The following is a 26,606-nucleotide window of genomic DNA, read 5'->3' as shown; positions in this document are numbered from 1 at the left end:
CCATGAAGATGACGACAAAGCTATGGCTCATCGCCTGCGCGGGGTTCCTTCTGAGCGGCCTGTCCGCTTGTCAGACGGAGGTTTACGACACCAGCACCGCCTTCGTCTGCCAGACGACCGCCGATTGCGCTCCCGGTTACGAGTGCAAGCCGTCGCCGCAGACAAATAACCGTGTGTGCCGACCAGTAGGCGCGTCGAGCGCCGACGTGGGTGGGGACGTCGAAGAAGATGTCGAAGCCGACGCCGCGCCGCAGTGCGAAGACGGCACCCGGCCGACCACCTACTTTCGCGACGCCGACGAAGACGGCTGGGGGACCACCGACAACAGCACACTCGCCTGCGATCGCCCTCAGGGCTTCACCCCCGACGGCGGCGACTGCAACGACGCCGCGGCCTGGATCAACCCCGACGCCGAAGAGACCTGCAACGGCTTCGACGACGACTGCGACGGGAGCGTCGACGCATCTGCCGACTTCGCCGGGTGTCCCTCGGTGCAGTGGACGAAGCTCCCCGGCATCCTCGACTCCATCGATATGACCCATGACGCCAACGGCGAGCTCTATATGACAGCCAGCTTCACCGGCCGCGTCGAACTCGGCGACGTCGTCGTGGAGCGCCAGGCGAGCAACACGGTCATCGCGCGCATGGGCGATGACGGAAGCGTGCAATGGGTCCAGCCGGTCATAAGTGTCGAGAATCAAGGCGTCAGCCGAATCGCCGTCAACGATGACTACGTGGTCGTCGGCATCGACGTCGATGCAGCGGTCACTGTCGACGAGACAGAAGTGCCCCTCGGCGATCCCGAACAATGGGGGCAGGAGGTCGTCTTGCTCGTCTTGTCCAAAACCGACGGGCAACTCGTCTCCTACCGACGTCTGTGGGCGTATACCGACTTCGAGGTCAAGGACCTCGCGTTCGACTCGGAGGGCGATTTATGGGCCGTCGTCAACCCTGACCTACAGTTTGGAGGCTATGCCGCCGGCGAGACGTTGGAGATCAACGACGACGGACTCGTCCTGCTCGAGTTCGGCCTCGCCGCAGACGGTACCATTGAAGATGGCTCCGCTTGGCTCCGTCGAATCGACGCTCAGAAAATGCTCAACGGGGTGCATTTGTCTCTCGCAGGTACGAAGGGGTTCGCCGTGGCCAACCTCGGCTTCGACGAATCGCTCGTCTTCGACTTTCACACGACCGGCGCGGCGCGGGGCCCCGGCCATGCGGAACAAAACGTCGAGGGGGTCCTCTTGGAGAGAATCGCCGTCGATCAAGCCGGCGATCTGCGCCTCTGCGGCACGCTGGTGGCGGCTACGACCCTCGACGGGATCACTTATGCGCCCGAAGGCATTTCGGATGTGGTGTTGGCCCAGATCGACGTCGACGGCGCGACGCTACTGCCGCCCTCGCTGCGCCACTTCAAGAACCCCCTCGACGAGGCATGTAAGGAATACGTGTTGCGCGATTCGGGCGCCGAACTCATTCTGGCGGACGTAACCGGCCCCGGTGACGAGACCCTAACCTTCGCAAGCGCGACGGCACATCTCCAAGAAAGCCGCGGCAACGCACTCCTCATCAACCCGGGGCAAACGGGCGCGAGTTGGGTATATAATCTGACCGCCTCCTTCTACATGTACCCCGAGAGTCTGGTTTGGTTGCCCGACGGCCGTGTGGTCGCAGCCGCTGGCTTTACCGGCGCCCTCCCCTTCGCCGACGAGACCACCGACAACACGGTCGGAAGCTTCGTCGTCGGCATTGACGCACCCTAAGGCCTGTCGAGGCAAACGGTTCACTCGCCGGCCTCGACGTCCTCGAAGCGGATGACGAAGTTGCCGCCGTCGGCCACGCGCTTCGTCGACAACTCGAGCGGGCCGACTTTCTTGTAGTCGGTCCACGCGAACCCGCCTTTTCGGCCACTCTCGAGCACGAAATCCCAGCGCTTCACCTGCCAATTGTCGCGGTCGACGGTCATCATGTAGCGGTCGCCCGGGGTGAGCCCGACGTCGCCGAAGGTCAGTACCAGCCGGCCCTGCTCGTCGAGCTTGCGGTTGACACCCGGGTCGAACAGCTTCGAGGGCACCAGCAGCCAGTAGCTGTCGTTGACGAACCAGGCCCACGCCTTGGCCGCCTCTTCGGGGGTGCTCTTCGGCGCGATCTTCTTCCACGTCTCCGCGTTCGCCTTCGGGTCGTCGGCGAGCTTGCTCAGGTCGTGGTCGTGAAGCTGGGTCAGCTCGATCGTCTGCTCGCCCGCTTTGACCTCGAGCTCGCCCGCCTTCGGCTTCCAGATATGCCGGCGGCTGACGACCGCTTTGCCCTCCTTTTCGACCACGAAGGTAAAGGCGAGCTTGTCGAGCTCGGTCGGGTCACCGGTCGCCTCGACGACCTTCTTGGCGAGCTCGTCCGCGCCGAGCTTCGCCTCGCCGGCGTCCTGTGCGAACGCAGGAGCCGCCAAGCCCGCCAGAAACACCATCACCGCCAATCGAAAAACGAGCCGCATCTGCTACCTCCATTCGGGAGTCGAAAACCGGCCCCCAATCTGGCACAAGCCGCGCCGCCCCTTCAACTCCAAGCGCACACCCTTCAGGGCGACGGCCGCTGCCCGTTCGTCTTCGAACCGCCGCGACGCTCACGCATCACCGGCGCAATCTCGCCCTCTTTGAGGTGCTCGACGGTATGCGACGAGCCGACCTTCAGGTGGCGGCCGGTCTTACGAAACAAGTCGGCGGTCTGCCCGCGGCGAAACTCGGGCGACTCCCCTTCGAGCACTCCGCCGGCCCGCTCGACCCCGGCGCCGTGCTTGTAGACGAGCTTGCCGCCCAGATACGCGCTCCACATCAACCCGGCGATGCTGCCCACCCCGGCCGCCAGGTAGCCCGGCCCCGGCTCTGACCTGCTTCGCTGCCAGGCCATCAGCGCCGAGCCCGCCATCAGCCCGAGGTTGAGGTTACGGTGCGAGGTGAGCATGCCGTGGGCCTCCTCGTTGTCGAGGTCGACCTCCTCTTGGGCAACCAAGCCCGCCAGACCGGCAAACAGCGCCGAGACCGCCCCCGCGGCCATCGAAAGGCGCCCAATCTCCTTGAGCTTGTCGCTGCCGGTGAGCGTCCCCACGAGGTCGGCCCCCACCGATATCGGCAGGAGCGTCAGCGGATAGTGAACCAGCGACGGATGAACTTCGTGCAGTCGATATGCCATGGGTCCCTCGAGCGTTGATGATGGCGAGCCGATCGAATCCTCGTCCTTGATCTTAGACAGGATCGGCCGGCGAGCGACCGCAACGCTCCGGTCTGGCGTCCGAGACGCACCACGCCTTGCACATCGAGCCAATCGGCGCGATGATCACCGACATCGCATCCACCCGACACGCGAGCGCGTCATGCAGTCCAAACTCGCCAGATTCGTCCCCCTCGCCGCCGCCGTGGGCTTTGTGGCCACGGCGCTCTTCATCTTCGGCGTCATCCTCGACCTGTACTGGGTACGCGTGCTCAGCAAGCCCTTCCCGGTGCTGTCGATGATGGTCGTGGTGGCCGCCTACGGGCGCGGACGCTACGCCAACACGATCCTCGCCGGGCTCGGGCTGTGCATCTTCGGTGACATCTTCTTGGAAATCAGCGACGCGACTTTCCTCGCCGGACTCGTCGCCTTCCTGCTCGGCCACGTCGCCTATATCGTCGCCTTCGTCGGGCGCTCGCGCACGCTGCGCCCCCTGGAGTTTGTGCCCTTTGCGATCTGGGTCGGCTGGTTGGTCAGCTTTTTGTGGCCCCACCTCGGCCCGATGCGCATCCCGACGCTCGCCTACGGCTCGGTCATCATGATGATGATGTGGCGAGCGACGGCGATGGTCGCAGGCGAGCAGAAGCCGACCGGCTGGGACTGGGCGGCGATGCTCGGCGCGATCACCTTCGGCCTGAGCGACTCGCTCATCGCCCTCGACCGCTTTCACGCCCCCATCGACGGGGTGCGCATCCCGATCATCCTGACCTACTGGGTGGGCCAACTCCTCATCGCCGGCTCCGCGCTGAGCGCGAACGCCGACCAGTAGCGCCGCCTCATTTGACGCGAGCAGTGACCCGAGCAGCCACGATGATCTTCGACGACGAACACGAGCGCGACGAGCGAGAAGAACCGAGCGGGCCCGACGAGCCGTGCGACGACCGCCTCTTCCGCTACGACAAGCACCCGGCCTTCCACTGGGGATTTGTCTTCTGCAGCTCGATCGCCGCCGTACTCCTCGTCGATGACTGGATTCGGGGCACCTACGGGCCCGTTTGCATCGGAGACACCTACCGGGACTGCCACTACGCGCCCGTGGCGGTGGGCGATCACTCGCTCATCCTCTTTTTGCCTGTCATCTTCACCACGCTCTTCTGGCTGGTAAAGGGGTACAAACGCGAGCAGCAACGCACCGCGCATCCATGGCTTGTGACGGTCGCCGGCTGGATCAGCATCTTCGTGACGGTCTACGCTCTCGGTTTCATCAACTCGCTGGTCGGCGATGCGCTGGGCGTGGTCAAAAAGGCCCTCGTCTTTCCGGCCGTCCTCGGCATCCTCATGACCGGGGTCGGAGTTGCGACCCTGATCAAGCCGAAGCACCCGAAGACCAGGTGGGTGCGCGCGGCGACCCTTTTGATCCCGCTCATCGCCATCGGCTCCTTCACCGTCGAGTATCGCTCGCCGGGCGACCTCGCCGAGCGTCGCGTCGCTCGCGCTCAGCAGGCGATGCACTCCGCGATCGATTCGACCCGTCGAAAGACGAGCGCCTTTCCGAAGCACCAACACCGCGACCTGGGCACGCAGTGGCTCTCCCAGCTGGCGCCCCCGTTCTCGGACGCCCACCGCGAGGTGCTCGACGAGGTCATCGGCGAGGTCGACGCGGTCGGTACCGGCCGGGAGTTTGCCGGGCTGGTTCGCCACGTGCTCGTCGAGGCCGCGCAGCACAAACGCACGCCCCTCGACGAGGCGGTCCAACTCGCCGAAAGGGGCATCTTGCAGACGGCGTACGTCGTCGGCCGCCGCGGCGACGGCTACTGCCTGCTGCAGCGCAAGACGCAGGTCGACCCCGACGAACCATTCGCCATGGCCGGGAGCCTCCCCTACCCGGTCATCTCGACCTCCGGTGAGCCCGTCTACTGCGTCTTCGGCGCCTCGCTCTACCGGTTCGACGGCCCGAAGCGCCCGCCGACGAACGTCGTCGAGCTCACCTGCCCGCCGCGCTCGGCGCCCAGCCCCTACGCTCGCGAGCAACACGAGCAGCGCGCCCATCGGCTCCTGCGCCAGGGCGCCCCCGAAGCGCTCGACGAGCTGTGCTCCGAAGACGCCGCGCCGACCGACGAACGCAAGCGCCCCGCTCTACCCGAGTCGCTCGAGTCGTCGAGCTGGGGCCGCGAAGCCGCCGCCGAACTCGGCGTGGCCACGGTCGACACGCCCGACAAGCCCTTCGACGATATCTCCCTCGGCGACAAGATCGACGTCGCAGCCCAGGCGCTCGCCAACGCCCAGCACGCAGCCATCCCGCCGGACCTCGAGCCCCTGCGCCCGCTGTTCGGCGAGGTCTTGGACTCCCACTCGAGCCACGCGCTGGACGCGGCCATCGACGAGGAGGTCCGCCAGATCGTCGACGCCCCCAATCACCGCGTATCGCAAGCCAAAGAGACCGTCGCCAAGCTCAAGGGCGGCGTCGACGTGGCCATCTACGTCGTCGGCGACGAGCGCTCCGGCTGGTGCATCTACAGCTTCCAATCCTCGGTGCGCCCGGGCCAAGACGGCCTCGGCGTGCGCCCCGACTCGACGTGGCGCCTCCGCTACTGCCGGGCCGGCGACGAACTGGTGAGCTTCGACGAAGACGGCGAACTCGAACACAACTTCGACGCCTCCGGCTTCGTGCGCCACGCGCCCCTGGCCAACCCCCTCGACCCATCCGAGTTCATCGGCGTGACCGATAACGCATTGGAGGAACAACTCGACGAACTCGGCCGCGACCGACTCCTCAAGCAATTCCTCGACGGCCTCGTCACCGGCACCCTCACCGACGCCTCCCAGCTCGACACGATGGCGCTGGCCCGCGGCGCCGACCGCATCGAGCCCTCCGTCCACGAAGCCATGCGACGCATGGTCCGCAACTCCCCGCATCGTTCCGAGTGACCCGGAGGCGCTGGACGCTGCGGCGCTTCGGCGCTGAAGATTCGGCGTTCCGCGCCGTGACAGGCTCTGAGCCTCTGAGTCTCCGAGCCACTGAGGGCGTGAAAGAGCTGTACGCTGACCCACGCCGAACGCTGCGGCGCTGAAGATTCATCTGAAGTGCGCTGCACACGCTGCAGAAGGCTGCTCCCCGACGCACGTCGACTCACTGCGGCCGACAGGTTTGTTGCACGCCCTGCAGAAGGCTGCCCCGCCAACGCACCTCGACACGCCGCAGCGACGAGGCTTCTACAGCGTCTTCTGCGTCCTTCAGATGAATCTTTAGCGTTTCAGTGTTCCGCGCCATCACGAGCTCTGAGCCTCTGAGTCTCCGAGCCTCTGTACCTCCGAGCCTCCGAGCCTCCGAGCCTCTGAGCCTCCGAGCCACTGAGGGCGCGAAAGAGCTGTACGCTGCCCCACGCCGAACGCTGCGGCGCTGAAGATTCATCTGAAGTGCGCTGCACACGCTGCAGAAGGCTGCTCCCCGACGCACGTCGACTCACTGCGGCCAACAGACTTGTTGCACGCCCTGCAGAAGGCTGCCCCGCCGACGCACCTCGACACGCCGCAGCGACGAGGATTCTACAGCGTCTTCTGCGTCCTTCAGATGAATCTTTAGCGTTTCAGCGTTCCGCGCCATCACGAGCTCCGAGCCTCTGAGTCTCCGAGCCTCTGTACCTCCGAGCCTCTGAGCCTCCGAGCCGCTGACGGCGCGAAAGAGCTGTACGCTGACCCACGCCGAACGCTGCGGCGCTGAAGATTCATCTGAAGTGCACTGCACACGCTGCAGAAGGCTGCTCCCCGACGCACTTCGACTCACTGCGGCCGACAGATTTGTTGCACGCCCTGCAGAAGGCTGCCCTGCCGACGCACCTCGACACGCCGCAGCGACGAGGCTTCTACAGCGTCTTCTGCGTCCTTCAGATGAATCTTTAGCGTTTCAGCGTTCCGCGCCATCACGGGCTCAGAGCCTCCGAGCCACTGAGCCTCTGAGCCTCCGAGCATCTGTACTTCCGAGCACCTCAAACGACATCATCCACAACAGCGCCGCCCCCTCCAGCGACACGTCACGCACGGATTCTCAAAAAAGTACGCAACGATCCCGCCCATCCTGCCGAAAACAGTAATGAGGGCAATATTCCCTCATGACACTAAGCAATCAACCAAACACGGAGCATCTAGATGGCTTTTCAACAAGAGGTAAAAGACGACCAACTCACCGGTAAGATCATCGGCTGCGCGATCGATGTTCACAAAGAACTCGGGCCACACCAGCCGGAGCATCTCTATCGCGAAGGTCTTTGCGTTGTTCTCGAAGACGAGGGCCTGGAGTACGAGCGTGAGTACGAGGTCGAGATCACCCTGCGCGGGCGCAAGATCGGCACGGGTTTTGTCGATATCATGGTCGAGGACGAGGTGGCGCTGGAACTCAAGGCCGTCAAGAAGACCACCAAAGACCACTACAACCAGCTGGGTCGAAACGTCCATGCATCAGGCGCCAGCCGTGGGCTGTTGCTGAACTTTGGTGAGACGACCTTGTCGACGCGTCGGTGGGTCAATTCCCGGCTGAAGAAGGACGACGAGGAAGCCGAAGGGACCGATGACGGCACTGAAGATAAGGGCACTGAAGACGAGGTCGCGGAGAGTAGCTGAACCGCTGATGGCGCGGAGGCGCTGAACGCTGACCGACGCCGAACGCTACAGCGTTCCGCGCCATCACAGCGCCTCTGAGTCTCCGAGCCGCTGACGGCGCGAAAGGGCTGTACGCCGAACACTGCAGCGCTGAAGATTCATCTAAAGTGCGCTGCACGCGCTGCAGAAGGCTGCTCCCCGACGCACGCCGACTCGCTGCGGCCGACAGGTTTGTTGTACGCCCTGAAGAAGGCTGCCCCGCCGACGCACATCGACACGCCGCAGCGACGAGGCTTCTACAGCGTCTTCCGCGTCCTTCAGATGAATCTTTAGCGTTTCAGCGTTCCGCGCCATCACGGGCTCTGAGCCTCCGAGCCTCTGAGCCTCCGACGCTCTGTACCTCCGATAGCCTGATTCACCCGAGCGACCTCACAGGTCGCCGCCCTTCTGGTGCTCGAACCACGCCCGCTCGAGCATCTCGCGGTCCTCGGGGTGCGCGATGTCGATGAGCGCCTTCGCGCGCTCCCCCAACGTCATGCCGTACAGGTCGGCCACACCATACTCGGTGACCACGTAGTGGACGTGGGCGCGGGTGGTGACCACGCCGGCGCCCTTCTTGAGGCTCGGCACGATCTTGGCGACCCCGCGGCCGGTACGGCTGGGCATGGCGATGATCGGCTTTCCGCCCTCCGACAGCGCCGCCCCGCGCATGAAGTCCATCTGACCGCCCACGCCGCTGATGACGTGCGAGCCGATGGAGTCGGCGCAGATCTGGCCGGTCAGGTCGACCTCGACCGCCGAGTTGATAGCGGTGACCTTCGGGTTGCGTGCGACCACGCGAGTGCGGTTGACGTAGGCGACGTCGAGCCCCACCACCGCCGGGTTGTCGTCAACCAGGTCGTATAATCGGCGGCTTCCCATCAAGAATCCGGTCACCGTCTTGCCCGGGTGGACCGTCTTGGCCGAGTTGTCGAGCGCGCCGCACGCGAGCAAGTCGAGGATGCCGTCCGAGAGCATCTCGGTGTGCACGCCCAGCCGCTTGTGGCCTTTGAGCTCGGCGAGCGTGGCGTTGGGGATGGCGCCGATGCCCATCTGCAGCGTGGCGCCATCCTCGACGAGCGAGGCGACGTTGCGTCCGATCGCACGCTCGACCTGGGTGGCCTCGCCGACGACGACCTCGGGGATGGGCACGTCGACCTCGATGCCGTAGTCGATATCGTCGAGGTGCACGAAGCCATCACCATGCACGCGCGGCATCTGCGGGTTGATCTGAGCGATGATCAGATCGGCCACCTCCACCGCCGCATGCGCCACGTCGACGCTGCAGCCGAGCGTGCAGTAGCCGTGTTTGTCGGGCGGCGAGACGTGGATGAGCGCCACGTCGATCTTGCGGCGCCCCGAGCGGAACAGCGCCGGGATCTCCGACAAAAAGCACGGCAGATAGTCGACGCGATCGTAGTCGAGCCGGCCGCGCATATTGCCGCCCACGAACAAATTGGCGACGCGGAAGCTCCCCTCGTGCTCGGGCTCGGCATACGGCGCCGGCCCCTCGGTGTGCAGGTGGATGATCTCGACGTCGCTCAACTCCGGCGCGCGGGCCACGAGCGCCTCGACGAGCGCCTTGGGCGTGGCGACCCCGCCGTGGATAAAGACACGCTGGCCGGAGTCGACGTGGACGAGGGCTTCATGGAGGTCTGTGACGGTCTTCATTGGGTGCTACTGGCTTTGGTGAGAGTCGAATCGAATCGCGCCGAGTTGAATCATGGCCGGCACGAGCAACAGGTCGGCCACAACGGCGACGACGAAGCAGAACGGGAGCATCGTCCCCATTATGTGAATGGGCAAGTAACCACTCATCGCCAGCGGTGAAAAGCCCAACACGAAGATAAAGGTGGTGATGATGATGCCGCGCCCCGAGAACCGAAATGTCCTGTCGATCGACTCGGAGAGCTCGCCGCCGCGCTCGCGCTCGAGTCGAAAGCGCGCGATGAAGTGAATCGTGTCATCGACGCCGATGCCCAGCGCGATCATCCCCAAGATGAGCGTGTCGGTGTCGACAGCGTCCCAAAAGAAGCCGGCCCAGCCGCCGAGGGCGAGCAGCGGGAAGACGTTGGGAATCATCGACCACAACCCGGCGCGAATGGAGCCGAACCCGAGCATCAAGATGATCGCGATGACCACCAGCGAAAAGCCCAGGCCATCGCGCTGGCCTTTGATGATGTCGTCGACCCAACTGCCCAATAGCGCGCCAAGGCTCGTCGCGTCGACGTCGGCCTGCGTGTCCAGGCGAGCCTCGGCCATCTGCTCGACCTTGTCGCGAAGCACCTCCTGGGCGCGAATGCCCGTCTCGGTCGTGTAGACGGTCATGCGGGTATTCTGGCGGGCGAAGTCGATGAATGGACTGAGCGCCTCCTCGCCCTGCATCTCCAGGAGCACGAAGAGCTGCGCGACGGCCGGACCCGACAGCGGCAAGAACGACGCTCCCTCCGCGGCAAACGAGCCGTGTGTGGCGCGCAGAAGGTCGACGATGGAGACGACCTTCTCGACCTCGGGGAGCGCCTCGAGTTCCGCTTCGAGCTTGGCCATCTCGTTGAACAGTTCCGGCTTCAACACGCCCTCCTTCTGGGGCGCCTCGACGTAGAGATCGAGCGTGGTCGTGCTGATGAACGTCTCGTCGAGAAACCGCGCGTCCTCGCGCATCTGGCTGTCGGGGGCGAGGCGCTTTTCGAAGTCGGTCTCGAAATAGATCTGGGAGCTTCCCCAGATGGCCAACGCAAAGAGCACCGCAAACCCGATGACGACCTTGACCGGATGGCCCGTGCTCAGCCGCGCCGCGCCGACGAGGACCTCGTCGAGCAGGTCCTGAACGATACCGCCGCGCCCACCTCGCCACGACCCGGGCGTGCGAAAGAGGTCGAGCAGAATCGGCACCAGGGTCATCGCAAGTCCGTAGGCGACGAAGACGCCGAACCCGGCGACCACGCCCAGCTGCGAGAAGACCGGCGAGGGCACGAAGACCATCGAGATGAAGCCGATGCCGGTGGTCACCGACGTCAGGAAACACGCCGCCCCCACGTCCGCCGTCGCCTCCACGATGGCCTCGCGCTTCGACTTGCCGTCCTCGATTTCGAGCAGGTATGCGCTGCATAGGTGAACGACGTCCGAGAAGCTGATGACCATCACCAGCACCGGCACGATCGTCAGAAAGATGTTGAGCTGCGGGTCGCGCGCGATCGAAAACGCCATCGCCCACAACACGGCCAAGAGCGCCGAGATGCTGTTGACGAAGACCGGCCAGAAGCGGCCGAACATCACGAAGACCGCCATCAGGAGCAGCACGATCACCACCGGAAACATCCGGGTGATATTCGACATGCTCTGCTCGACGATGGACGACATCAGCACCGGCGTGCCGCCGCTGTGCAACTCCGCGGCCGTAAAGCCGTGGGCATCGAACGAGCTGAGCACCTCCTCGACAATCTCGGGGCCGCGCTCGGCGGGTCGGTCGTCGTCGACGGTGAGCTCGACGAGCACCAAAAAGTCGTCGCTCTCCTCCGACAGGAGCAACCCGCCGAAGGCCGGGTCGCCGCGGATCTCGTTGGCCAGCGCGGCGCGCTCCCTGGGGTTGTCGCGCGCTTCGTCGGCGAACGAGCGTACCGCCACGGTATCCCCCACCCGCCCCACACGTTGCAAATTGGCAATGCTCGTCACCTGGGCGATGTCGGCCATCGCCTCGAGCTCGGCGTGCAGCGCGTCGAGCCTGTCGAGGTTCGCCTCGCCCAGCGGGTCCTCGGACTCCACACCGACGGCGAGCACCTCGTCGCTGCCGAATTGGGCGATGCGCTCCCGATACCGCTCGTAGCCGGCGTGCCCGTCTTCGAAGAACATCTGCGAGATGGACGAGGCGAGGATCGCCCGCGGAAGCATGGCGGCCGACGCAATCGTCAGGGCGACGATGACGGCCAGGACAACCCATTTGTGGTCGAGAACACGGCGAACATAGCTGGCGACGTACTTCTGCATGCCCAGAGAACGCCACGAATTGACCGGCAGGTCAACCGTCGTTCACCCCTGAACCTCCACGCCGTCGAGGAGTCGCAGGGGGGCCGCCCGTCGCGGCCGCCTTGCTCTCTCGATCCCCCGCAATGCCTTCCGACTCCTCGGAGAGGCCCTCCATCTCCCCCGCAACGCCTTCCGACCCCTCGGAGAGGCCCTCCAGCTCCCCCGCAACGCCTTCCGACTCCTCGGATCCCGTCGCTCCCCTCTGCAACCCCCTCGCCCGTCCCGACAGGTAGGGTCGTGCGCTCTCGACGAGGCTCGACCGTCCGACGGGTAGAGGGGCTGAGACAGTGTAAAGGGGCTACCCGTCGACTCCGAGATGATGAGTGCATATTGTGATGAGCACTTCCGACATATCGGAGGTCATCAGTGCAGTATGTGATGAGGCTACCCCTCGTTTCGTCGCCCTCAGCTTCATTGGAGGCGCCGATGGCGTTGACTCACGGACGCGCTGATTCGCGGATGGAGGGGCGCGCGGCGTCCTCGCCCGCCCTGGGGCGTCACCGCCCCAGCTTGTGTGTCTCTTGCAGGGCGCACGCCCTGCTCGAACACGTGCGGGGCCCGAGACGGACCCCGGCGGTCGAGACGAGGCTGTCGCAAAAGCCTTTGGAGGCCGGGCATCTTGCCCTGATAGCAAGGCTGCACGCTCCTGCAACCAGCGCTGGAAGCACTGCCTCCAAACGACGGCGACCTTTTGCGAAAGCCTCGAGACGACCGCGCCCCAACCGTCAATGCGGCGCATCAACCAAGATATGCAGGATGGTGAGCCGCGACCGTGCCCGTGACCGTGACTCGTCGTTAGAATCTGCAGCGAGCACAACAAGACGACACAGCTGCGTTCGAATCCTTCAGCTCAACTTCGAATTCGCGGAGGGCGGCACGGTCAAACCGCATAAAGGCACGAAGGCCGCCCCGAGGGCACCGTCACGCACCTGCAATACGACTTTCGACGAGACTCAGCCGCCGACGGCGCGCCTTCGACGCAACACCTAGCAAGCCCCTGTCACGCTCCCACCGCTCGCGAAACTCGTCGTCGACGGACGACCAATCGAACGCCTCCAGGGTTTCGCGACCCATCGCCCTCAACCCCGCCAGCCCCGACACCGTCGCATCGGCGTGCGAGCTGGCTGCGGCCAAGTCACGCGCCGCCGCCACGAGCGCCACGAATCGGTGCACGAGCTCGAGCTGCCCACTGCGCCTGGCCTGCACCGTCATCCACGCCACGAGCGCCGCGTAGACGTATAGATCCTCGACCACCCGAAACGGCCGCACGTACTCGGTCCAAGCATCGTCCGAGATTACGTCCTCGGCCTCGACCCGCACCTCGTCGAAGCGCACGATCGCGTGCGGCATCTCCGGCACAATCGGCAGCGGGTCGAGCTCTTCGATAATGATACCGTCGCGGTCGCTCGGAACGACCACCAGCGACAGCTTCTTCATGCCGTCTTCGTCTTCGCCGCGGCTGGCGAGCACCACGAACCAATCTGCCCATGGTCCGCCAGAGACCATCGTTTTGGTGCCAGACATGGTGCCAGACACCATGTTAGCGCCGGAATTCAGGCGCGTCTCGATGGCTTTGGGGCTATTGCCGTCCGCCTCGGTCACGCATAGCGAGACGACGCCGTCGAGGTTACGTGCAGGCGCGACGAGCGCGCGAACGGCCTCGGTATAGCCCGAGGCGAAGACCCAAGCGAGCCGGTCGGCCTGGGCGGCCGCGGCCATGGCGGCGTCGATGGGCCGGGTGTAGGCGGCGCGAGCCTGTTCGTGGACGGCTCGCCATTCGCCGAGAGTCGGGTTGGTGAGGGTGGTCGTCGTGGTGAGGAGGTTGGGGAGGATGGTCATGACGTTCTGATCCGTATCACCACCGACTTCGACGCCGGCGTAAAACTCCGCTTTGCGTAGCTATCGACCGGCACCAACACGTTCGCCTCCGGAAAGTAGGTCCCCGCGCTGCGCCGGGGCAAATCGTACGCCACCACCCGAAATTCGGGCGCCACGCGCTCTCTCCCACCGTGCGTGCCCACCAGGTCGACCTTCTGGCCCTCTTCGAGGCCCATCTCGACCATGTCGCGCTCGTTGAGCATGACCACGCGCCGGCCATTCTTGATGCCGCGGTAGCGGTCGTCGTTCGAGTAGACGGTGGTGTTGAACTGGTCGTGGCTGCGAATCGTCATCATCAAGAATTCGCCGTCGTCGAGCTTGTGCTCGGGCGTCGGATGCACGGTGAATTTGGCCTTGCCCGTGTCGGTGTGAAACTCACGGTCGCGCGCGCCGTTCGGCAGCACGAAGCCGCCGGGCCAGCGAACCCGCTCGTTGTAGTCTCCGAAGCCGTCGATGACGTCCTCGATAGCATCTCGAATCCGGTCGTAGTCCTCGACGAGTTCTTCCCACGCGACGTTCGAGACATCGCCGAGCGTCGCACGCGCCATGCCGGCGACGATGGCCGGCTCGCTCAGAAGGTGCTCGCTCGCCGGCTTCCATTTGCCCTCGGAGGGGTGGACGACGCCCATCGAATTCTCGACGCTGACGAATTGCCTTCCCGACTCCTGAACGTCGATCTCGGTGCGGCCCAAGCACGGCAAGATGAGCGCCTTCTTGCCGGTCACCAGGTGCGCGCGGTTGAGCTTCGTCGAGATCTGGACCGTCAGCTCGCAATTTTCGAGCGCCTCGGCCGTGTAGTTGGTGTCGGGCGTGGCCGACAAAAAGTTGCCGCCCATGCCGATAAAGACCTTGGCGCTGCCGTCGTGCATCGCCTTGATGGCGTGGACGGTGTCGAGGCCGTGCTCACGCGGCGGGTCGAAGCCAAAACGCTCCTGCAGCCGGTCCAAGAAGGCGTCGGTCGGCCGGTCCCAGATCCCCATCGTGCGGTCGCCCTGCACATTCGAATGGCCACGCACCGGGCATGCCCCGGCGCCCGGCTTACCCATCTGGCCGCGCATCAGCAGGAAGTTGACGACCTCCTGGATATTGGCCACGCCATTTTCGTGCTGGGTCAGCCCCATCGCCCAGCACGCAATCGTGCTATCGGCCTCGATGGCGATGCGCGCCGCCTCCTTCATCTGCGCACGCTCGATGCCGCTCTTCTCGACGAGCTCGTCCCATGACTCCTGCCGCAGGTCATCGGCAAACGCCTCGAAGCCCTCGCAGTAGTTCTCGATGAACGTGTGGTCGAGCACTTCGCCGGGGCGGCGGTCCTCCTCTTCGAGCATCTCCTTCATGATGCCTTTCAAAAGCGCGACATCACCGTTGATGCGCACCTGCAGGTGCAGGCTCGCCAGCGGCGTGCCTTTGCCGACAATGCCGCTCACCTCTTGCGGGTGCTTGAAGCGCACCAGCCCCGTCTCGCGCAGCGGGTTGATGCTCACGATCGTCGCGCCGTTTCGCGCCGCCGACTGCAGCGCGGTGAGCATGCGCGGGTGATTGGTGCCCGGGTTTTGGCCAATGACAAAGATAGCGTCGGCCTTGTCGAAGTCCTCGAGCAGCACGGTGCCCTTGCCCACGCCGATGACCTCACCCAGCCCCACGCCGCTCGACTCGTGGCACATATTCGAGCAGTCGGGCAGGTTATTCGTGCCGTACTCGCGCACGAAGAGCTGGTACAAAAACGCCGCCTCGTTGCTCGTGCGCCCCGAGGTGTAAAAGACCGCCTCGTCGGGCGAGTCGAGCTTGCCGAGCTCCTCGCCGATGAGCCCGAACGCGTCGTCCCACGAAATCGGCTCGTAGTGATCGCGGCCCTCGTGGAGCACCATCGGTTGGGTCAAACGCCCCTGCGCGTTGAGCCAGCGACCCGAGCGCTCCATGAGCTGCGAGATGGAGTGGCGCGCGAAGAAAGTCGGCGTCACCCGCATCTTGGTCGCCTCGTCGGCCACGGCCTTGGCGCCGTTCTCGCAAAACTCGACGGTCGAGCGATGGTCGGGGTCGGGCCAGGCACACCCCGGGCAGTCGAAGCCCTCCTTCTGGTTCATCTGAAGAAGGGTTTTCGTCCCCTTCACCACGCCCATCTGGCGCGCGGCGTGCTTGAAGGTCGACAACACAGCCGGGATGCCGCCGGCGCAGTCGCTTGGCTTGCCGACCCGCGGGTTCTCGTCGGCGTCGTTAGGGATCAGCACGTCGTGCCGATGCTCGTCTTCGTTAGTGTTATCGGTGCTCATGAGTCGTCGTCCGTGAAAGAAATTCGACGGCTATGCGTATAGATGTTGAAGCGCCCCGCCCTGGCAAAGCCGACCAGCGTGACGCCAAACTGCTCGGCGAGGTCGACGGCGAGGGTCGACGGGGCGCCGACGGCGACCACGACGGGAATCTGCGCCATGACCGCCTTCTGCACGAGCTCGAAGCTCGCCCGGCCGCTCCAAACCGCGACCGTGCGCGCCAACGGCAGCTTGCCGGCGAGGAACTGCGAGCCGACAAGCTTGTCCATCGCGTTGTGACGCCCCACATCCTCGTGGACGCTCAGCAGATGGCCGGCGGCGTCGAAGAGGCCCGCCGCGTGCAGCCCGCCGGTCTCCTCGAAGACGTCCTGCGCCTCGCGCAACCTGCCCGGCAGCTCGCCGAGGAGCCGCGCGCTCACCCGAAAGTCGTCGCCTGCATCGAGCGGGGAAGCCTTGACCTCGAGCGCCTCGATGGACGCCTTGCCGCACACCCCACAGCTCGACGTGGTGTAGAAGTGACGCGTCAGCGCGGCCGTGTCGACCTCGACGTGGTCGGCCAGGTGCACCCGCAGGATATTCTCGTTGGGCGCGTCGTCTTCCGGCCCCGCGCATAGCTCGAAGCCCTCGATATCCTCCGCCGAATAGAGCATACCCTCCCCGTACAGAAACCCGGCGGCGAGTTCGCGGTCGTGGCCGGGCGTGCGCATGGTCACCGACACGCTCTTTTGAGCCGGTTTTCCACGCAAAAGGAAGCCCAAGCGGATCTCGAGCGGCTCTTCGGTCGCCACCACGTCCTCGGCACTCGCCGGGGCGTCGTCGCCATATCTGACCACGCCGACCCGCCTCGCCTCGAGGGATGTAGCCGACGCTGAATTGTGAAAAAGCTCGCTCGTCATGCTCTTTTCTGCCTCGGATCGTGGCCTGACGTGGCAGCGTATCAGATGGACCCGTGATGCGTCAGCACCCACCGCTGTGTTCGGCTGCGTATGGACCTGCGCACTGGCTCGGGGACCTCTTCTCGGGCGAATGAACGGCGAAGGTCTTCGCTTGCTGGAGAGCCTCAGCGTCGATCGCATTCTTCCTCGAAGAGGCCCCCATCGCCACAGCTACAGATTCGCAACGACCTGCGAGCCGGAGAACGTGCGGGTGACCTCTCCGACGGAGACCGCGATCGACGCTTCGGAGCCACTCGAGGCACATACCGCCGCCGTTCGGTCGATGGAGGAGAGGTCCCCGCGCGTTCGAAGGCAACCGATAGGCCGAACCCAAGCCTTTGCGAAACACCGCACGCAGCAAGAACGTATGGCTCATCGAGGCACAAGAAGAGGTACAAGAAGGCGAATTCGTGTCGACGTTGCCCCCGCCCAGCGATATATCTCGATGTTCGTCGACGCACTGGTCTCCTCACGGATTCGAGCCTCCCGATGAAATTTCCCAGCGCCGGCCCAACCGTCCAGATGTTCCTCGGGGCTACGCTCATCAGCACCTCGGCCGTGTGGGTGCGCGTGGCGGACGTCGGCCCGACGGTCGCCGGGTTCTACCGCATGCTCTTTGGCGCCATCGCCCTGGCGGTCATCGCCGTGGTTCGCGGCTGGCCGATGTGGCGAGACACGCGCTACTTGCTTCGCTTCTTGCCCATCGGCGCCTTCTTCGCGCTCGACCTCTTCTTGTGGCACCGCTCCATTCACTTCGTCGGCCCGGGTTTGGCGACCGTACTGGCCAACCTGCAGGTCTTCGTGTTGGCCGGCGCCGGCGTACTCTTTATGGGAGAACGGCTCGGGTGGAGGTTTCCGCTGGGGCTGGGCCTGGCGCTTCCCGGATTGCTGCTGCTCGTCGGCGTCGACGTCGCCGAACTTCCCGCCGACTACCAACTCGGCGTCGCCTTCGGCGTGGGCACCGCGTTCGCCTATTCGGCCTTCTTGCTGGGGATGCGCCGCGCCCAGCAAAACGAAGACACCCTGCCCCCCGGTGTCAACGTGATGTCGGCCTCGGTGTGGGTCGCCCTCTTTCTCGCCGCCGCCGCGCTCGTCGAAGGCCAGACCTTTGCCATCCCCAACGCCTCGACGGCAGGCTCGCTCGTCATCTACGGGGTGATGTGCCAGGGGCTGGGCTGGTTTTTGATGACTCGCTCGATGCCCGTGCTCCCCGCCTCCATCGTCGGGCTCATCCTGCTGCTGCAGCCAGCGCTGGCGATGGTCTGGGACATTCTGTTCTTCGACAAACCGTTCGGCCCCCTCGATCTGGTCGGGGGCACCCTCGTGCTGGCGGGTATCTATCTGGCGTCGCGGCGAAATCGCCGAGAGGCCCGGGGGTAGACCTGATCGCATCGGTGCACAGCTTCAAGGGTGTACCGACGCCATTTGTGACGCAGACGGGGAACTGCGGCAGTCCACTGCCCGAGCGCTCCGGTACGATCTATTCACAATCTAGGGGGACAACACCAACCGCTGGCGACAAAGGGGGAGCCAATGGCGAAACGCCTCGCGGGAACCACACTCATGTACGACGCGACCGAAGGGATCTACCGTAGAACCGAGATCTACGAGGGTGAAGACCCGGGCGATACGGTCGAGCTGCGCATCGTCGACGACATCGACGTGCCCTTCGAAAGCTACGACATCGACGAGGGCTCCGGGCCCTGGAAGCGTATCATTCAACCGAAGGACGACGAGTTCGACGGAGAAGACGACCAGGAAGAAAAGGCGACCATGCGTCGCGGCCCGTTCGTACTCGAAGACCGGCACATCAAGCGCGATGACGACCCCGAGCTCAACCCCGACAAGACGCTCGACGGCCTCCCGTTCGTGCGCGACGACTAGAGGGCCGGGAAGACTCAGGCGGAAAACGTGCTCGCTTCGGACGAACGGGGTGGATCGCCCAGCACCTTGCGCAACTGGTGGGTTAGTTCGACCATTTGGGTGGAGACTTCGGCGTCGAGCGGTCGAAGCAACTCTTCGAAATGCCCTTCGAGGGTGCGACGAATCTCCGGATACTGCTCGGTGGCCTGCTCCGAGGGGCGCACCAGCTTGGCGCGCGCGTCTTCTGGATTGACCACTCGTTCGACCCATCCGTCACGCTCCATACGCTTCAAGATACGCGAGACGTTGGGCTTGTCTTTGAGAGTGACCTGCGCCAGCGCCGTCTGGTCGACGGCTTGCTCGGACTCGACGATCGCCACCAAGATTTGCCACTGTTCGGGGGTCAGGTCGTACTCTTGGAGCGCCACGATTAACTCGCGACGAAACAGCAAGGCGACGCGGGTGATGTTGAAGCCCAAAGCACCTTCGAGCGAACGTGGGATGGTCATTGCGGTTCCTTGGCATATGAGTCACGGACGCCCCCCAAAGGACGCCCGTGATGCTTACTACACCGGTTCCGACGATCGCAACCTCACCGCCGCGACCCCGCAGCGCGTCGAGCCGGACTCAAATCCGCCCCTCGTCGCATCTGGAGCAAGGCGAGGGTGAAATTGGTCGCCCCTGCGACCAACTCGGCGCCCTGTACCACCCAGAACCAGGTGCCGAAGCTACCCTCCTGGGCCATCGCGTCCAATGCAAACGCTGCGGGTACCAGCACGAGCAAACCGAGCGCAGCCATCACTCCGGTGGTTCGCTTCTTGGCGACGATCTTGTCGGCCTGCGACCGTCCGGCCATCTTTTGGCCGGTGATTCCAGTGACGGCTAGCAATACCACCAACGCAGGCACTGCCCATACGATTGCGTGCTTGACCATGCGGACCGACTCGTAGTCGCCGGCAATTTCCACAACGACGGTCGACATAAAGAACACGCCGATCATTGCGGTCGCGGCCCGCGCAGACCAACGGTGAATCACAGCAAGACCTTGGCGATTCATCCCTCACCTCCTTCACTCTTAGCTTCGAGCGATGCGCGCAGTACCGGCGCCTTGCTCAGGTCGACTTTATCCAGACGCACCCGGAATGCGATCGTGAGCGGGTCGTACACCTTGGCGACCACGCCCCCGCCGGCGTTTGGTGGTTCGAGCCCCAACTTGGAGAATGAGGTGTAGACCACACCGGCTAGTCCGCGACTATTTCGGATTACCGAAAACGTGATCGGCACTGTTCGCCCCCCGACAGAGAGCTTACCAGGCACATTCAATGGCTTCGGGTGCTTGCTCGACGCCCACTGCGCGAATTCGTTCGCTGCCAACTTCTGGCTGGTGAACCGGATGTCCTTGTGACGCTTGCTGCTCAAGACCCCGGCGACATGCTCGTCACGCCTTCGGTCCCCAGAATCGAGCGACGTCGGTTGAAAAGACGCTTCGAGCACTAGCGTTTTGCCGACCTCCTCGATTCGGGTGCTCACCGAACAACTCTCCCCTTCGACACGCTGGCGGCTGACCATGAAGGCGCGCTTTTCGACCGCGTATCCCGCACACGCTGCTTGGCTCGACTGCAACTTCGGCGGCGAGAGCTTGCCGCCGGCGCTTCCCGAGCTAGGCAGCAAGAGGACGGTCGTGATTCCGATGAATAAAATGGCCGCGGCGAGGCCAACTCGACGTTTGCTGGTGCATGTGCAGTTCATTTGCGACTCCTGTGTTGGATTCACTCTTTGTGGGTTCGCCCCTCATTAGTTGCCTAGACAACTATATAGCAACATCGGGTCATGGACCGGCCGGCTCCGCGTCGATGCACCACCACTTTAATGCCTAGACAACCATTGTCAAGACAACAATATAACTTCTGATGAGTTTAGCGAACCGAGAACGGTTCTCGTAGGACAAGAGTCGAGCGTTTGCACTCAGGTGATCTGCGGCATTCGGTGTGAGGGCACTTAGAGGTGGTTTCAAAACCGTTTTGAGGCACTGACAAAATGAAATTGTCGAGGCCAAGGCGAAAAGCGCAGGCGATGCCGTAGGCTATCGTCGAGCACTTTCAACGCAGGCATCGACAATTTCACGAAGTCAGGGACCAAAAAAGGTATTGAAACCAGCTCTTAATCAAACAGCGAGCACTGCCCAGACGACTGCGCCGGTGACCACCGGAATGGAGAAGTTGTCGTCGATGCGCCGGCTCAACAGCTCGGTGAGTGCGCCCGCGCCGCTAGCGGCCGTGCATACGGCGAGCATGCGCATGGTCGACAGCTCGTCGTGCCATAGGAGCACGACGCCGAGCACCGCCAGAAAGGCGACGACGACAAAGGTCAATGTGCCTTCGAGGGTGCGGTTGTTGACGAGAGCCACACGCCCGTACTTGCGCCCGACGAGGGCCGCGGCCGGGTCGCCCAGGCCCAAGACGATCGCGCCCGCGCCGAAGGCCAGCGGCGAGCCCGTCAGCGACAAGAGGCTCAACGCGGTGGCGTACCAGGTCGAAGAATTGACCAGTTCACGCTCGTGAGCGTGGGCGATGGGCGCGAAGAAGCGCATCAGCGTGTCATTCCACGCGTCGCTCATGCGCCGGGTCACCTCGAGCAGCCAAAACGTGCTCGCCAGGGTGATGGGCACCGCCATCACCAGCCACCACGGTGCGTACTCGGCGAGCAGCACCCCAATCACGCCCGACAAGACGTGGAAGGCACTGCGCGCGGTGTTGGTCGGTCTGGGTTGGTCGTGGATATGCCCGACACTCATGGGTTCGGCATCCTTCGGCGCAAGGTCACGTTCACTATTAACCGTACACACGAAGATGCCGACGGCCCATCAGTGAGGGGTCGATTCACCAATCGTGGGGATCAGGGGTCGGGGATGGCGAGCCCGCTGGGAACTGACTCCGGCTCGAGGTGGCCCAGATCGCGCGCGCTGGGGCTGGTCAGCGACTCGAGAAAAGCAACGAGGGCGTCGACCTCGGCGTCGCTCAACTCGAGCACCGCCATCGGCTCGAGCGTCGCTTCCACGCTTCGAATCGCCTCTTCACGTGTGTGGACGTAGCGCTGGAACTCCGTGTCGAGTTGGCTGACGTCGTAATCCCACAACGCCGACTTCGGGTCGAGGTGATGGCGCACCGCCGCCTCGAGAGTGGTGTACGCTCCGTTGTGCATCCACGGCCCGCTCAGCTCGACGTTGCGAAGCGACGGGGTGCGAAACGCAAACTTCTTATCCTCGCCCGCGTGACTTCGAAGCACCGCCCCGAGGTCGATCTCGTAATGCTCGTCGGGGCCCGAGCCGATGGGGCGAACGCCGATATTGTAGAGCTTCTCGTCGGTCAGCGCCGGACCCGTGTGACACTTGGCGCACCCAGCTTCGCCGAAGAAGAGATACGCACCCTGCTTCTGCTGCTCGGTCAGCGCGTCCTCGTCGCCGCGCAGATAACCGTCGAAGGGGCTGTCTCCGTGGGTAAAGGCGTCGACGAAAAATGCGCTGAACGCGTTCGTGGCGTGGGCGAACTCGATCTCATCGAGCGGCACGTCCGGATAGACCTTTTCGAACAACTCGCGGTAGCCCTCTACGGCCAAGAGCCGCTCGGTGAGCTTCATCCAGACGCTGTCGAGGTCGTGGTCGGGCACCTGGGCCAGCTCGTTGAGCTCACCGTTGACGTCGAGCTCGCCGTAGTCGCCGCGCATCTCGTCGCGCGGAAGCACAGGCATCATCGTCTGGGCGGCCAACAGGTCGTCGAGCACCGGCGAGAGCAGCCGCAGGTAGTTGCTCTGCGATTCCTCCCAACCTTTGTCGTAGATGACGAAGTGGCCCTCGCTATTCTTGGTCACCCGCCCGTCCCACAACAAACTGGTCGTGTACGGCTCGCCCAGGTTGAACAGCGTGGGCGGATTGCGCGGCAAAAAGGCATGGTCGGGCCCGGGCATGCGCTTGCCGTCGCGGATGACCGCCTTGGTGCCGACCACAAACGAGCGGTGCACCGTCGTCCCCTCGTCGAGGCGGTGACACGTCACGCAGGCCGTGTCGCGGTTGCCGCTCAAGATAGGGTCGAAGAAGAGCATGCGCCCCAACTCGATCTTGTTCGGATCGAGGTCGTCACGACGCTCGATGGGTTCGGCCCCGGCGGCCTCGAGAAGGGGAGCGAGCCGCTCGTCCCAGTCGATGGGCTCGGCCGTATCTGCCGTGGTGTCTTCGGACGTATCGTCCTGCGTCGTCGTGTCTTGCTGGGTGGTATCTTCTTGGGGGTCGGCGGCGGTCACCCCGGAATCGTCGTGAATCGACGCCGACGGCTCGCAGCCAGCCAACACCACAGAGCAGACAAAGGCCACGCTGCAGCCGAGCCGCAGCGTGGCCTTTGCCAAAAGAGCACCTCCACGCGGTACTTTGTTCGGTCCTCTTTTCATAAAAACTTCTGGCGGGCGGGTGAATGAGAGGCATCACCCGCTCGCCTCGCCTCGATGGTTGTCGTTGCTCAGTCGTCGATGCGCACGCGCACCGTCTTGGCTTCGGTCTCGCGGCGGCGACGCAGCGCCACCATAGCGAGGCCCATCACCGCAGCCACAAGGTACGCCAGGCTGCTCGACGGTGTCGAGTCGACCGAGCGGCACGCGCAGCTGCTGTGGTTCTTGATGGAGCCCTGATAGCGCGAGCCCACATCGCCGGCGCCGGTGCCGATATCCGAACCGCTGCCGATGTCCGAGCCATTACCGGCGTCGGCCGAGCCGTTGCCGGTATCCGAGCCCGTGCCGGTATCTTCGTCGGTGCCGGCGTCCTCGGAGCCGTTGCCCGTGTCGTCACCACCGGGGGTGTCGCAGATGGGCTTGGCGGCGCAGTCGAGGTCGTCACAGTCGACGGTGCCGTCGTTGTCGCCGTCGAAGCCGTCATCGCAGGCTTCCTCGACGGCGTGGCGCTCGTAGCCGTTGACGTCGTGCATCAGGTAGACACGCTCGACCTCGAAGTTCGGCGCCTTGAAGCTGTAGGTGATGTCGAGCTTGTTGCCGTTGGGCGCGAACGAGAAGTTATCGATCTTCTGACGCTCGAAGCGGCCCGTGTTCGGGTTCACCAGCCACACGCTGCCCTGATACATCACGTCGAAGACGGTGTAGGGGCTCGAGGACAACCAGATTTCGCCCATGCCCAGGAAGTGGGTGCCGTCGTGGTTGGCGGCCATCGCCTTGGGACCCATCTGCAGCCGCTCGATGTCGTAGGGGCTGCTGTCCTTGTCCAGGAAGGTGGCGAACGAGGCGGTCACCTCCACGGTGTCGCCGGCCGTCCAGCTCTGGTCGGTCACGTCGACGGTCGACTCGATACGGCCGACCTTGGGCGACAGGTTCTTGGCGGTCGCGGTGATGCGGCCGACGGTGCGGTTGAAGCCGGTGTTCTCCAGCAGCAGGACCGTGGAGCGGTCGGCGTCCGAGCCGGTCAGCACGATGCCTGCGCGGCCGTTGAGCGAGCCGGCGAAGTAGGCGTCGTCGCTCGGGTCGGTCGGGTCGAAGCCGTGGCTGACTTCTTCGCCGTCGCCTGCGCCACCACCGTCGGTGTCGGCGTCGGTCGGGTCGCTGCCGTGCACGTTGACTTCGTCGCCGTCGCTCAGCCCGTCGCCGTCGGTGTCCGACAGACGCGGGTCGGTGCCGTGCGTGTTGACTTCGTCGTAGTCGCTCAGCCCATCACCGTCGGTGTCCTTCGTGGTCGGGTCGGTGCCGTGGGTGTGCACTTCTTCGTAGTCGGTCAGCCCGTCGCCGTCGGTGTCGGTGTTGTTCGGGTCGGTGCCGTAGACGTTGACCTCGAAGCCGTCCGACAGGCCGTCGCCGTCGCTGTCGGCGTTGTTCGGGTCGGTGCCCAGCGCCGCCTCTTCGGCGTCGGTCAGCCCGTCTCCGTCCGAGTCCGGAAGGTTGCCCACCGAGTCGGGTGCCAGCGGGTCGGTTCCGTTGCGGTGCTCGATGCCGTCGACCTCGCCGTCGCCGTCGGTGTCGTCGTTGAGCGGGTCGGTACCCAAGCTGATCTCTTCAGCGTCGGTCAGCCTGTCTCCGTCGGTGTCCTGCTGGTTCGGGTCGGTGCCGTGATTGTGCACCTCGTCGTAGTCGCTCAGCCCGTCTCCGTCGGTGTCGGGAAGGCGCGGATGCGTGTCGTAACGGTTGACCTCTTCACCGTCGGTCAGGCCGTCGCCGTCGGTGTCAGCGTTGTTCGGGTCGGTGTGGTGGACGTGGACTTCGTCGTAATCGCTCAGCCCGTCGCCGTCGGTGTCGGCGTTGTTCGGGTCGGTGCCCTCGAAGGCCTCTTCATCGTCGGTCAGGCCGTCACCGTCGCTGTCCGAGTTGTTCGGATCGGTGCCGTTGTCGATTTCGGTATCGTCGTCGATGCCGTCACCGTCGGAGTCGTCCGGGATATACGGGGTGATCGGCGGGGTGGTCTCGCTGCCGTCGCTGCACTGGTCGGTGTTGACCGCCAGCGTCGAGTCGACCACGACGCTGTTGCCGGCGCACGAGTTGATGATCGTGCCGTCGGCCAGCGAACCGGAGAGCTTGGCGGTGGCCTGCGAGCAACTGCCGTCGCGGCACAGGTGCCAGTTACGCGAAATCACGCGGAACCGAACCGACTCGCCCGGGCCCAGGTTGCGGATGCTCTTGTTGGCCGACGAATCGGTGTACAGCGCCGGGTTGGCCGGCAGCGGGATGCAGCGATCGACAGACTCGCCTTCCATCTCGATAGCCAGCGGGAAGACGTCGCCGCCGTTGGGGTCGGAGACCGAGAAGGTCGACGCGGCGGCGTACGGCTTCTTGCACTTGCCGTCGTCGAGCTTCTGGACGCCGGCGTTCGCCAGTACGCACTCGTTGGCGTACGACAGGCCGTCGCAACCGCAGACCTCGTCGACCGGCTCTTCACTACAGTCGGCCGGCTCTTCGGGCGGATCCAGACTCTCGGTGCACACCGCCGACGGATCGGGGTTGGGCGCCGGAAGATCGCCTGCATCGGGGATGCCGTTGGCGTTATCCATCTTGACGTTCAACTCGCCGAAGAAGGTCGAGTTGGTGTTGTTGACGATCTCGTAGAGCGTCTCGGAGGGCTGGCCGGGACCCGCGGCGGTGACCGCGCTCGAGTCGACCAGGCGCATCTGGACGGCCGGCGTCTCGGCTCCCGATGCCGGCACCAAGCAGGCTCGCTGCGGCGCGCACTGTGCCGTGGCCGTCTGGCCACTCGACAGCGTCACCGTCGCCGTGCCGCTCATCTGACACATGCGAGCCACGCCCTGCTGGAAGCTGATGGGGATATTGACCTGATTGAGCCGGCCCTGCGCGATCGTCGTCGTCAGCGCACCGCCGCCGCCTGGCACCGGCTGCCCGGCGGTGTCGGCCGTCGAACCGGTACACTCACCGTCGACGTTGACCTCCACGCGCCCCATATTGGGACAGCGCGGGTCGTTGCCGGTCACCGTCAAAAACAGAAGCGCGGGCATCTGGCCCGAAGGGTCGTCGTCGGCCGTCATCGTCTCGGCCATCTGCAACGAACAAGTCAACGACACACCGCAATCGGGCGGCGGCGGCGTCGAACTGCAAGCTTCGGCGTCGGGGGCATACGCGAGGGTGGCGCCTACGGTGGCGACCACCGCCACGGCTAATCCCGCTACCCGAGAAGGGGCGAGCTTCGTCCAATCCGGCATTTCGAACATATAAGTCTCCAGTCAGGCCATTCAGTTTTCCACCTGTGCACTTTACGGAACAGCACGAATTCCTTCAAGCACATTCGTCGTGAAAACCGAAACTTTCT

At 64.5% G+C, this 26,606-nt stretch carries 19 protein-coding genes; 6 read left to right on the top strand and 13 right to left on the bottom strand.

Translation table 11 applies throughout. The features are described 5' to 3' along the window. Positions 1–2: 2 nt before the first annotated feature. On the top strand, positions 3–1,763 hold the full coding sequence (locus tag FIV42_RS23060; RefSeq protein WP_222615296.1) for a putative metal-binding motif-containing protein: 1,761 nt from the start codon (positions 3–5) through the stop codon (positions 1,761–1,763). 20 nt (positions 1,764–1,783) lie between these two features. Here FIV42_RS23060 and FIV42_RS23055 read toward each other — a convergent pair whose 3' ends face one another. After that, positions 1,784–2,491, bottom strand: coding sequence for a DUF2059 domain-containing protein (locus FIV42_RS23055; protein WP_141199971.1), 708 nt, complete (start codon positions 2,489–2,491; stop codon positions 1,784–1,786). An 83-nt stretch (positions 2,492–2,574) separates the two neighbouring features. Then, the gene (locus FIV42_RS23050) at positions 2,575–3,186 is read right to left on the bottom strand and encodes a DUF2231 domain-containing protein (RefSeq protein ID WP_141199970.1); all 612 of its coding nucleotides are present in this window, start codon (positions 3,184–3,186) and stop codon (positions 2,575–2,577) included. A gap of 181 nt (positions 3,187–3,367) precedes the next feature. Here FIV42_RS23050 and FIV42_RS23045 point away from each other — a divergent pair, with 181 nt between their 5' ends. From FIV42_RS23045 to FIV42_RS23030, 3 genes are all read left to right on the top strand, one after another. Further along, a complete protein-coding gene (locus FIV42_RS23045; RefSeq protein WP_168210877.1) occupies positions 3,368–4,033 on the top strand; it encodes a lysoplasmalogenase in 666 nt (221 codons plus the stop codon). A 41-nt stretch (positions 4,034–4,074) separates the two neighbouring features. Beyond that, complete coding sequence (locus tag FIV42_RS23040; RefSeq protein WP_141199968.1) at positions 4,075–6,132, top strand: hypothetical protein; 2,058 nt, start codon at positions 4,075–4,077, stop codon at positions 6,130–6,132. 1,218 nt (positions 6,133–7,350) lie between these two features. Beyond that, positions 7,351–7,821: a GxxExxY protein gene (locus tag FIV42_RS23030; protein WP_141199966.1), complete on the top strand. Its 471-nt coding sequence runs from the start codon at positions 7,351–7,353 to the stop codon at positions 7,819–7,821. A 408-nt stretch (positions 7,822–8,229) separates the two neighbouring features. Here FIV42_RS23030 and FIV42_RS23025 read toward each other — a convergent pair whose 3' ends face one another. From FIV42_RS23025 to fdhD, 5 genes are all read right to left on the bottom strand, one after another. Beyond that, entirely contained in the window at positions 8,230–9,510 is a 1,281-nt protein-coding gene (locus FIV42_RS23025) for an acetyl-CoA hydrolase/transferase family protein (RefSeq protein ID WP_141199965.1), read from the bottom strand. Between the two features lie 6 nt (positions 9,511–9,516). Further along, positions 9,517–11,823, bottom strand: a complete 2,307-nt coding sequence (locus FIV42_RS23020; RefSeq protein ID WP_141199964.1) for an efflux RND transporter permease subunit — start codon at positions 11,821–11,823, stop codon at positions 9,517–9,519. Positions 11,824–12,783: 960 nt separating this feature from the next. Next, entirely contained in the window at positions 12,784–13,701 is a 918-nt protein-coding gene (locus tag FIV42_RS23015) for an acyl-CoA dehydrogenase family protein (RefSeq protein ID WP_141199963.1), read from the bottom strand. Beyond that, positions 13,698–16,010: an FdhF/YdeP family oxidoreductase gene (locus tag FIV42_RS23010; RefSeq protein ID WP_141199962.1), complete on the bottom strand. Its 2,313-nt coding sequence runs from the start codon at positions 16,008–16,010 to the stop codon at positions 13,698–13,700. Before FIV42_RS23010 ends, FIV42_RS23015 begins: the two co-directional genes overlap by 4 nt. Further along, complete coding sequence (gene fdhD, locus FIV42_RS23005; protein WP_141199961.1) at positions 16,007–16,903, bottom strand: formate dehydrogenase accessory sulfurtransferase FdhD; 897 nt, start codon at positions 16,901–16,903, stop codon at positions 16,007–16,009. The genes FIV42_RS23010 and fdhD overlap by 4 nt, the downstream gene beginning before the upstream one ends. Before the next feature lie 528 nt (positions 16,904–17,431). Between fdhD and FIV42_RS23000 the strand changes: the two genes are divergently transcribed. Further along, positions 17,432–18,322, top strand: a complete 891-nt coding sequence (locus FIV42_RS23000) for a DMT family transporter (protein WP_168210876.1) — start codon at positions 17,432–17,434, stop codon at positions 18,320–18,322. A 153-nt stretch (positions 18,323–18,475) separates the two neighbouring features. Next, positions 18,476–18,826 (top strand): hypothetical protein, encoded by a 351-nt coding sequence (locus FIV42_RS22995; protein ID WP_141199959.1) that lies wholly within the window; start codon positions 18,476–18,478, stop codon positions 18,824–18,826. A 14-nt stretch (positions 18,827–18,840) separates the two neighbouring features. Here the strand turns inward: FIV42_RS22995 and FIV42_RS22990 are convergent, their stop codons facing one another. The 6 genes from FIV42_RS22990 to FIV42_RS30330 form a co-directional block, all read right to left on the bottom strand. Then, positions 18,841–19,314: a MarR family winged helix-turn-helix transcriptional regulator gene (locus tag FIV42_RS22990; protein WP_141199958.1), complete on the bottom strand. Its 474-nt coding sequence runs from the start codon at positions 19,312–19,314 to the stop codon at positions 18,841–18,843. A gap of 83 nt (positions 19,315–19,397) precedes the next feature. Further along, positions 19,398–19,862, bottom strand: coding sequence for a hypothetical protein (locus FIV42_RS22985; protein WP_141199957.1), 465 nt, complete (start codon positions 19,860–19,862; stop codon positions 19,398–19,400). Beyond that, positions 19,859–20,578, bottom strand: a complete 720-nt coding sequence (locus FIV42_RS22980; protein WP_141199956.1) for a YceI family protein — start codon at positions 20,576–20,578, stop codon at positions 19,859–19,861. The genes FIV42_RS22985 and FIV42_RS22980 overlap by 4 nt, the downstream gene beginning before the upstream one ends. Positions 20,579–20,969: 391 nt before the next feature. After that, complete coding sequence (locus FIV42_RS22975) at positions 20,970–21,599, bottom strand: diacylglycerol/polyprenol kinase family protein (protein WP_141199955.1); 630 nt, start codon at positions 21,597–21,599, stop codon at positions 20,970–20,972. A gap of 101 nt (positions 21,600–21,700) precedes the next feature. Next, positions 21,701–23,203, bottom strand: a complete 1,503-nt coding sequence (locus FIV42_RS22970; RefSeq protein WP_168210875.1) for a cytochrome-c peroxidase — start codon at positions 23,201–23,203, stop codon at positions 21,701–21,703. Positions 23,204–23,313: 110 nt separating this feature from the next. After that, positions 23,314–26,508 (bottom strand): MYXO-CTERM sorting domain-containing protein, encoded by a 3,195-nt coding sequence (locus FIV42_RS30330; RefSeq protein ID WP_168210874.1) that lies wholly within the window; start codon positions 26,506–26,508, stop codon positions 23,314–23,316. Positions 26,509–26,606: the final 98 nt, after the last annotated feature.

The sequence above is a fragment of the Persicimonas caeni genome (assembly GCF_006517175.1).
Taxonomy (GTDB): Bacteria; Myxococcota_A; Bradymonadia; order Bradymonadales; family Bradymonadaceae; genus Persicimonas; species Persicimonas caeni.
Note: the sequence above shows the minus strand (reverse complement) of the source record. Positions and strands in the feature narration are given on the sequence as shown.

What these genes read in the sequence shown, in the direction of transcription:
- FIV42_RS23060 (WP_222615296.1), top strand. Translation starts at nt 3, where the DNA reads ATGAAGATGACGACAAAGCTATGGCTCATCGCCTGCGCGGGGTTCCTT.
- FIV42_RS23055 (WP_141199971.1), bottom strand. Translation starts at nt 2,491, where the DNA reads ATGCGGCTCGTTTTTCGATTGGCGGTGATGGTGTTTCTGGCGGGCTTG.
- FIV42_RS23050 (WP_141199970.1), bottom strand. Translation starts at nt 3,186, where the DNA reads ATGGCATATCGACTGCACGAAGTTCATCCGTCGCTGGTTCACTATCCG.
- FIV42_RS23045 (WP_168210877.1), top strand. Translation starts at nt 3,368, where the DNA reads ATGCAGTCCAAACTCGCCAGATTCGTCCCCCTCGCCGCCGCCGTGGGC.
- FIV42_RS23040 (WP_141199968.1), top strand. Translation starts at nt 4,075, where the DNA reads ATGATCTTCGACGACGAACACGAGCGCGACGAGCGAGAAGAACCGAGC.
- FIV42_RS23030 (WP_141199966.1), top strand. Translation starts at nt 7,351, where the DNA reads ATGGCTTTTCAACAAGAGGTAAAAGACGACCAACTCACCGGTAAGATC.
- FIV42_RS23025 (WP_141199965.1), bottom strand. Translation starts at nt 9,510, where the DNA reads ATGAAGACCGTCACAGACCTCCATGAAGCCCTCGTCCACGTCGACTCC.
- FIV42_RS23020 (WP_141199964.1), bottom strand. Translation starts at nt 11,823, where the DNA reads ATGCAGAAGTACGTCGCCAGCTATGTTCGCCGTGTTCTCGACCACAAA.
- FIV42_RS23015 (WP_141199963.1), bottom strand. Translation starts at nt 13,701, where the DNA reads ATGACCATCCTCCCCAACCTCCTCACCACGACGACCACCCTCACCAAC.
- FIV42_RS23010 (WP_141199962.1), bottom strand. Translation starts at nt 16,010, where the DNA reads ATGAGCACCGATAACACTAACGAAGACGAGCATCGGCACGACGTGCTG.
- fdhD (WP_141199961.1), bottom strand. Translation starts at nt 16,903, where the DNA reads ATGACGAGCGAGCTTTTTCACAATTCAGCGTCGGCTACATCCCTCGAG.
- FIV42_RS23000 (WP_168210876.1), top strand. Translation starts at nt 17,432, where the DNA reads ATGAAATTTCCCAGCGCCGGCCCAACCGTCCAGATGTTCCTCGGGGCT.
- FIV42_RS22995 (WP_141199959.1), top strand. Translation starts at nt 18,476, where the DNA reads ATGGCGAAACGCCTCGCGGGAACCACACTCATGTACGACGCGACCGAA.
- FIV42_RS22990 (WP_141199958.1), bottom strand. Translation starts at nt 19,314, where the DNA reads ATGACCATCCCACGTTCGCTCGAAGGTGCTTTGGGCTTCAACATCACC.
- FIV42_RS22985 (WP_141199957.1), bottom strand. Translation starts at nt 19,862, where the DNA reads ATGAATCGCCAAGGTCTTGCTGTGATTCACCGTTGGTCTGCGCGGGCC.
- FIV42_RS22975 (WP_141199955.1), bottom strand. Translation starts at nt 21,599, where the DNA reads ATGAGTGTCGGGCATATCCACGACCAACCCAGACCGACCAACACCGCG.
- FIV42_RS30330 (WP_168210874.1), bottom strand. Translation starts at nt 26,508, where the DNA reads ATGTTCGAAATGCCGGATTGGACGAAGCTCGCCCCTTCTCGGGTAGCG.